This window comes from Streptomyces sp. LS1784 (genome assembly GCF_020103755.1).
Taxonomy (GTDB): domain Bacteria; phylum Actinomycetota; class Actinomycetes; order Streptomycetales; family Streptomycetaceae; genus Kitasatospora.
In genome coordinates this window covers 1-7213 of the sequence record NZ_JAHSQD010000378.1, presented here as the reverse complement: position 1 = coordinate 7213, position 7213 = coordinate 1, and the positions used below count along the sequence as shown (strand labels likewise).

Annotated in this window: 6 protein-coding genes; 2 read left to right on the top strand and 4 right to left on the bottom strand. The window is 70.7% G+C overall.

The genetic code is table 11. The annotated features are described in order from the left end of the window. Positions 1 to 74: 74 nt before the first annotated feature. The 4 genes from KS423_RS31635 to KS423_RS31620 all read right to left on the bottom strand — a co-directional run bounded on the left by KS423_RS31635 (position 75) and on the right by KS423_RS31620 (position 4148). Positions 75 to 827 carry an amino acid ABC transporter ATP-binding protein gene (locus tag KS423_RS31635; protein WP_224283195.1) on the bottom strand — a complete coding sequence of 251 codons (753 nt, stop codon included), beginning with the start codon at positions 825 to 827 and terminating at the stop codon, positions 75 to 77. 41 nt (positions 828 to 868) lie between these two features. Then, positions 869 to 1843 (bottom strand): amino acid ABC transporter permease, encoded by a 975-nt coding sequence (locus KS423_RS31630; RefSeq protein WP_224283194.1) that lies wholly within the window; start codon positions 1841 to 1843, stop codon positions 869 to 871. A gap of 37 nt (positions 1844 to 1880) precedes the next feature. Then, entirely contained in the window at positions 1881 to 2801 is a 921-nt protein-coding gene (locus tag KS423_RS31625; protein ID WP_224283193.1) for an ABC transporter substrate-binding protein, read from the bottom strand. Positions 2802 to 3221: 420 nt separating this feature from the next. Beyond that, positions 3222 to 4148: an ABC transporter substrate-binding protein gene (locus tag KS423_RS31620; protein ID WP_224283192.1), complete on the bottom strand. Its 927-nt coding sequence runs from the start codon at positions 4146 to 4148 to the stop codon at positions 3222 to 3224. Positions 4149 to 4732: 584 nt separating this feature from the next. Between KS423_RS31620 and KS423_RS31615 the strand changes: the two genes are divergently transcribed. Both KS423_RS31615 and KS423_RS31610 read left to right on the top strand, forming a co-directional pair. Beyond that, entirely contained in the window at positions 4733 to 5929 is a 1197-nt protein-coding gene (locus tag KS423_RS31615; RefSeq protein ID WP_224283191.1) for an NADP-dependent malic enzyme, read from the top strand. 98 nt (positions 5930 to 6027) lie between these two features. Further along, positions 6028 to 6990, top strand: a complete 963-nt coding sequence (locus tag KS423_RS31610) for a zinc-binding dehydrogenase (RefSeq protein WP_224283190.1) — start codon at positions 6028 to 6030, stop codon at positions 6988 to 6990. Positions 6991 to 7213: the final 223 nt, after the last annotated feature.

The window sequence follows — 7213 nt, the reverse complement described above, 5'->3', positions numbered from 1 at the left end:
CCCCCTCTAGCCCCCGGGGGGTAACCCCGTCCGCGCCCGCCTGCCCGGGCCGGCGGGCCCCCGACGGTACGGGCTCAGAGCACCTTGGACAGGAAGGCCCTGGTGCGCTCGTGCTGGGGGTTGGTGAGCACCTCGCGGGGGTTGCCGGACTCGACCACCACCCCGCCGTCCATGAACACCAGCGCGTCGCCGACCTCGCGGGCGAAGCCCATCTCGTGGGTGACGACCACCATGGTCATGCCCTCCTCGGCGAGGCCGCGCATGACGTCGAGGACGTCGCCGACCAGCTCCGGGTCGAGTGCGGAGGTGGGCTCGTCGAAGAGCATCAGCTTGGGCTTCATGGCCAGCGCGCGGGCGATCGCCACGCGCTGCTGCTGGCCGCCGGAGAGCTGCGAGGGGTAGTTCCTCGCCTTGTCGGCGAGGCCGACCCGCTCCAGCAGGGCCATGCCGCGCTCGCGGGCGTCGGTCTTGCTCTCGCCCTTGACCTGGACCGGCGCCTCCATGACGTTCTCGATGGCGGTCATGTGCGGGAACAGGTTGAAGCGCTGGAAGACCATGCCGATGTCGCGCCGCTTGAGGGCGACCTCGCGGTCCTTGAGCTCGTGGAGCCTGTCGCCCTTCTGCCGGTAGCCGACCAGCTCGCCGTCCACCCAGAGGCGGCCGCCGTTGATCTTCTCCAGGTGGTTGATGCACCGCAGGAAGGTGGACTTGCCGGAGCCGGACGGGCCGATCAGGCAGAACACCTCGCCCTGCCGGACCTCCAGGTCGATGCCCTTGAGCACCTCGACCATGCCGTAGGACTTGTGCACGTTCTCGGCGCGGACCATCGGCTCGGCGGACGCGCCGGCGGGGGTCTTGGTCAGATCGGTCATACGTGACCACCTCCCTCAAGCCCCGGGACGACGTCGGCGGTCGTCTTGGGGGCGGGCTTCCCGGCGAACAGGCCCCGCAGCCGCTGCAGCGGGGTGGGCGGGAGGGTGCGGTTGGAGCCTCGGGCGTAGTGGCGCTCGATGTAGTACTGGCCGATGGTCAGCACCGAGGTGAAGAACAGGTACCAGATGCTGACCACGATCAGCAGCGGGATGTTCTGGTAGTTCCGGGAGTAGATGACCTGGCCGGCCCGGAAGATCTCCTCCAGGGAGATCACGGAGACCAGCGAGGTGGTCTTGAGCATCGAGATGGTCTCGTTGCCGGTCGGCGGGATGATCACCCGCATGGCCTGCGGCAGGACGATCCGGCGCATGGTCTGGAACCGGCTCATGCCGAGCGCGTGCGAGGCCTCGGCCTGGCCCTCGTCCACCGACTGGATGCCGCCGCGGACGATCTCCGCCATGTAGGCGGCCTCGTTGAGGCCGAGGCCCAGCAGCGCGGCGACGAAGGTCGGGATCAGCACGTTGGTCTGCTCGGACCAGAACTCCGGCCCCCACGGGACGCCGATCGACAGCTTGGCCCAGATCAGGCCGAGGAAGTTCCAGAACACCAGCTGCACCAGTACCGGGGTGCCGCGGAAGATCCAGATGTAGACCCAGGCGACGCCGGCCAGCAGCGGGTTCGGGGACAGCCGCATCACCGCGAGGATGATGCCGCCGACCACACCCATGAGCATGGCGAGCGCGGTCAGCTCCAGCGTCACGAGCAGGCCGTGCATGATGCTGGTGTGGAACAGGTACTGACCGACGATGTCCCACTTGAAGGCGGGGTTGGTGAAGAGGGCGCTCAGCAGCATCGCTCCGAGTACGGCGATGACGACTGCGCCCGCCCAGCGTCCGGGGTGGCGGACCGGGACGGCCTTGATGGTCTCAGGCCGCCCCTTCTCCGCCGTCCCCTTGTCCAAAGAGTTCACGGTGTGGCCTCGGGGGAGAAGGTGAAGCGTACGAGGGTCAGTTGGCGCCGTTGATGACCGACTTGTCGATGGCTCCGGCCTCGACACCCCACTTGGTGAGGATCTGCTTGTAGGTGCCGTCGTCGATCAGCGACTGGACGGCGCCCTGGACGGCCGGGGCGAGCTTGGAGCCCTTGGCCAGGGCGACACCGTAGGGGGCCACGCCGTAGGTCTCGCCGACCTTCTCCAGCTGGCCGCCGGACTGCTTGACCGCGTAGTCCACGACCTGGGAGTCGGCCATCATCGCCTGGTCGCGCCCGGAGACCACGGCGTTGGTGACGTCCGTCTGGAGGTCGAACTTGTCGCCGCCGTTCTGGATGCCCGGCTTGCCGGCCTTGGCGCAGTCCGGGTCGCGGGTGTCCTTGATCTCGTCGGCCTGGGTGGTGCCGGTCTGGACGGCGACCTTCTTGCCGCAGAGGTCCTTGGGGTCGATCTTCTCCGGGTTGCCCTTCTTCACCGCGACGGCGCTGCCGGAGTTGAAGTAGGTCACCATGTCGACGATCTGCTCGCGCTCCTTGTTGTCCGTGAAGGACGACATGCCGAGCTGGAACTTGTTCGACTGGATGCCGGGGATGATCGCGGTGAAACCGGAGTCCTGGACCTCGGCCTTCAGCCCGAGCTTGGCGGCGATGGCGTTGGCCAGGTCGACGTCCAGGCCGATGACCTTGCCGCTGTCGTCCTTGAACTCGTCCGGCGCGTACGAGGCGTCCGCGCCCACCATGAGCTTGCCGGCCGCCTTGACGTCGTCCGGGACGAGCGCGGCCAGCTTGGGGTCGGCCTTGACCTCGTTGACGGTCGCGGAGGCGTTGGGGGCGCCACTGCTCTCGCTCGTGCTGCTGCAGCCGGTCAGTGCGAGGGAGACGGAGGCGGCGACCAGACCGGCTGCGAAGAGCCGGTTGCGCCGGGTACGGGTGGTCATGAGGGGGATCTCCATCCTGGGGGAGAGAGGTCGGGCGGAGCGCGCCGCGGGAGCGGCGCACCGGAACGGCGAGCCGCGCGGCTCGGTACGGATGCGTGTCGCCGTACGTCGTCGTACGTGCAGGCCGGGTCGTGCAGCTGACCGGGCGCGGGGGAGCCGCCCGGGGTTCTACGAGGTACTGCTACCGCCACCCTCCGCCGAGGTGGACGTTGACCGAACGGCCTCGACCAGTGGCCGACTCGATCCGGGATGGGGGGAATCCTGCCATCTGATGACAGTCAGGTGGCCCTCATCCAGATCAAAATCGGATAACGAGGGGCCGCGCTGTCCGCTATTCGGACTTATCCCGTGTCCCTGTCACGCTGCGCATAAGTATGCGGACCTGTCTGTTCCGCTCCCGGAGCCCGCCGCCCCGCCGGCTCAGATGCCCCCGTTGACCACCGCGTTCTGCGCCGCGCCGGCGCTGACGTTCCACTTGGCCAGGATCTTGTCGTACTCGCCGTTGCGGATCAGCTGGTCGATCGCCTTGGCCAGCACGTCGCGCAGCGGTCCGTCGTCCTTGCGCACCGCGATCCCGTACGGGTTGGAGGTGGACTGCCCGCCGGTCACCTCGAAGCGGCCGCCGCCGTCGGTGGTCTTCGCCGCGTAGGCGGCCACCGGGAAGTCGTTCAGTCCGGCCGTGGCGGCGCCGGAGGCGACCTCGGCCAGCGCCTTGGTGTCGGTGTCCAGCTTGTGGGGGGTCAGCGGCGGGCGGCCGGCCCGCGCGCAGACGGCCACCTGGCGGGTGACGATCTCGTCCTGGGTGGTGCCCTGCTGGAACGCGACGGTCTTGCCGCACAGGTCGTCCAGGGTCTTGATCGCCTTGGGGTTCCCCTTCGGGACGACGATCGAGGTGCCGGCGATGAAGTAGTCCACGAAGTCCACGCCCGGGCCGGTCTGCTTGCCCTTCTCGTTCAGGGCGTCGCGGCGCTGGCGGGTGTCGCTGAGCGCCGACATCGCCAGGTCGTACTGCTTGGCCTGGAGGTTCGGTATCAGCTTGTCGAAGGGGGTGTCGACGAACTCGACCCGCACGTCGAGGATCCGGCCCAGGGCGGCGGCGATGTCCGGGTCGAGGCCGGCCGGCTTGCCGTCCGGGCCGGCGAACTCCACCGGGGCGTAGTTGACGTCCATGCCGATCCGCAGGACCCCGGCCGCCCGCTGGGCCTTCGGCAGCTTGGCGCGGAGGTCCTTGACCGGGTCGTCCTGGGCGGCCTGCCCGCCGCCGCAGCCGGTCAGCAGCAGGACTCCGGCGGTGGCCAGGGCGGCGCCGGCCGGGATCGGACGACGGGCGTGGCGGACGTGAGGCATGAGGGCGGCTCCTGGGGGCGGGACGTGCGGTCGCCACGGTGTCGCGGGGGTGTACGCGAAATGGCGGACAAGCGATCCTGCCATCCCGACCTGCCGGGCCCGGCGGCGGGTGTGTCAGAATTCGTTACCGGGTGACCCCCGAACGCTCGAACCAGACCGGCGAGCCCCGACAGGCTCGGGGTGCTCGGGAACGGAAGTCCTCACGCGGCTCCGTATCCGGGGCACCGACTCCCCTTCGGATCTGCGTTCACTCCTGCGGGTGCGCGTGCGCTCATGCCGTTGCCGCCGCCGGAGCCCGGCGCTTCCGACGCCGGGCCCCTGTGAAGCGACAGCGCGGCGATGAACCGCACGCGACGAGGACGAAAAGGCATAGGTGCGATGCCTTTGTCCGACCTACGCTCGGCCCGGAAGCACAACGCGGACAACACAGACCCCATAACACCCTCATCCGAGGGCGCCGCCCGACGGCAGCGCCCCGACCCTGACCCCGGGTCCGCTTCGGCGTACCCGGTTTCCGGTTTCCGGACGGGTCGCCCTGCCCGTCGGCCGCGCGTCCTCGCCAGATCAATGACGAAGAGGTCATCGTGGCAGCGGAGATCATTCACAGCAGCACCCAGGACACCGACGATCCGGTCGACGCGGTTTTCGCGCTGCACCGCGGCGGCAAGATGGAGATCCGGGCGACCGTCCCGGTGCGCGACGCGGACGACCTGTCCCTCGCCTACACGCCCGGTGTCGCCCGGGTCTGCACGGCCATCGCCGAGCAGCCGGAGCTGGTCGACGACTACACCTGGAAGTCCAACACCGTCGCGGTGGTCACCGACGGCACCGCGGTGCTGGGCCTCGGCGACATCGGCCCGCAGGCCTCGCTGCCGGTGATGGAGGGCAAGGCCATCCTGTTCAAGCAGTTCGGCGGCGTGGACGCGGTGCCGATCGCGCTCGCCTGCACCGGGGTCGACGAGATCGTGGAGACCGTGATCCGGCTGGCGCCCTCCTTCGGCGGCGTCAACCTGGAGGACATCTCCGCGCCCCGCTGCTTCGAGATCGAGCGCCGGCTCCAGGAGGCCCTGGACATCCCGGTCTTCCACGACGACCAGCACGGCACCGCGATCGTCACCACCGCCGCCCTGTGGAACGCCGCCAAGGTGACCGGCCGTGAGATCGGCTCGCTGCGGGCCGTCATCTCCGGCGCCGGCGCGGCCGGCATCGCCATCGCCAAGATGCTGGTCGCGGCCGGCATCGGCGACGTGGCCGTCTGCGACCGCAAGGGCGTGGTGTACGAGGGCCGCGGAGACCTCACCGACGTCAAGGCGGAGATCGCCGGGCAGACCAACCGCACCGGCCTCAAGGGCTCGCTGGCCGACGCGCTGGCCGGCGCCGACGTGTTCATCGGCGTCTCCGGCGGCACCGTGCCGGAGGAGGTCGTCGCGACCATGGCCGAGGGCGCGTTCGTCTTCGCGATGGCCAACCCCACCCCGGAGATCCACCCCGAGGTCGCGCACAAGTACGCCGCGGTGGTCGCCACCGGCCGCAGCGACTTCCCGAACCAGATCAACAACGTGCTGGCCTTCCCGGGCATCTTCGCGGGCGCCCTCCAGGTCCGCGCCTCCCGGATCACCGAAGGCATGAAGCTGGCCGCCGCCAAGGCGCTGGCCGGCGTCGTGGCCGACGAGCTGACGCCGCAGAAGGTCATCCCCTCGCCGTTCGACGAGCGGGTCGCGCCGGCGGTCACCAAGGCCGTCGCCGAGGCCGCCCGCGCGGAGGGCGTGGCGCGGATCTGACGATCCGACCGGACATTCGGCAAACGGCCCGGGGCCGGGACACGCGTCACACCTCCGCGTGGTTCCCGGCCCCGGCCGTCGCGGCTATCGTCCGGGGCATGTTCGCTGCCTATGCCGCACGTATCGACGCCGCCGACCCGTTGAGCGGGCTGGAGCTGGGCGACCTCCCCGAGCCGCAGGCCCGCCCCGGGTGGAGCGTGGTCACGGTCCGCGCCGCCAGCCTCAACCACCACGACCTGTGGTCGCTGCGCGGGGTCGGCCTGCCCGCCGAGAAACTGCCGATGATCCTCGGGTGCGACGCCGCCGGCGTCGACGAGCACGGCAACGAGGTGGTCCTGCACTCGGTGATCGGCCAGAGCGGCCACGGGGTCGGCCCCGACGAGCCGCGGTCCATCCTGACCGAGCGCTACCAGGGCACCTTCGCCCAGCGGGTCGCGGTGCCCACCTGGAACCTGCTGCCCAAGCCCGCCGAGCTGAGCTTCGAGCAGGCCGCCTGCCTGCCCACCGCCTGGCTGACGGCCTACCGGATGCTGTTCACCAACGCCGGGGTCAAGCCCGGCGACACCGTCCTGGTGCAGGGGGCGGGCGGCGGGGTGGCGACCGCGCTGATCGTCCTCGGCAAGGCGGCGGGCCTGCGGGTCTGGGTCACCGGACGGGACGAGGCCAAGCGCGCCCGGGCGGTGGAGCTCGGTGCCGACGCGGCCTTCGAGAGCGGCGCCCGGCTGCCCGAGCGGGTGGACGCGGTGCTGGAGACGGTCGGTGCCGCGACCTGGTCGCACTCGGTGAAGTCGCTGCGTCCGGGCGGCACCATCGTCATCTCCGGGGCCACCTCCGGCCCCAACCCGAGCTCCGTCGAGCTGAACCGGATCTTCTTCCTGGAGCTCAAGGTGGTCGGCTCGACCATGGGCACCAAGGAGGAGCTGGCCGGGCTGCTCTCGTTCTGCGCCAACACCGGTGTCCGGCCGGTGATCGACTCGGTGCTGCCGCTGACCGAGGCCCGGGACGGCTTCGCCCGGCTCGCCAAGGGCGACGTCTTCGGGAAGATCGTCCTCACCCCCTGACGGTCCGGGCGCACGGACGCACCCTCCCGTGCGGCGGCCCGGTGCCTCCCGAACGGGGGCACCGGGCCGGTGCGGAGTCGGCGTCAGGGCGCCGGGACCGTCGGCTCAGCCGAGCAGCCGCTTCAGCCGCTCGCCCGCGGAGCCCAGCACCGCGCGGGCCTCGGCCAGCTTGTCCGCGCTCACGCCGCCGTCCCGGGCCGCGTCGCGGACCTGGTCGCGGAAG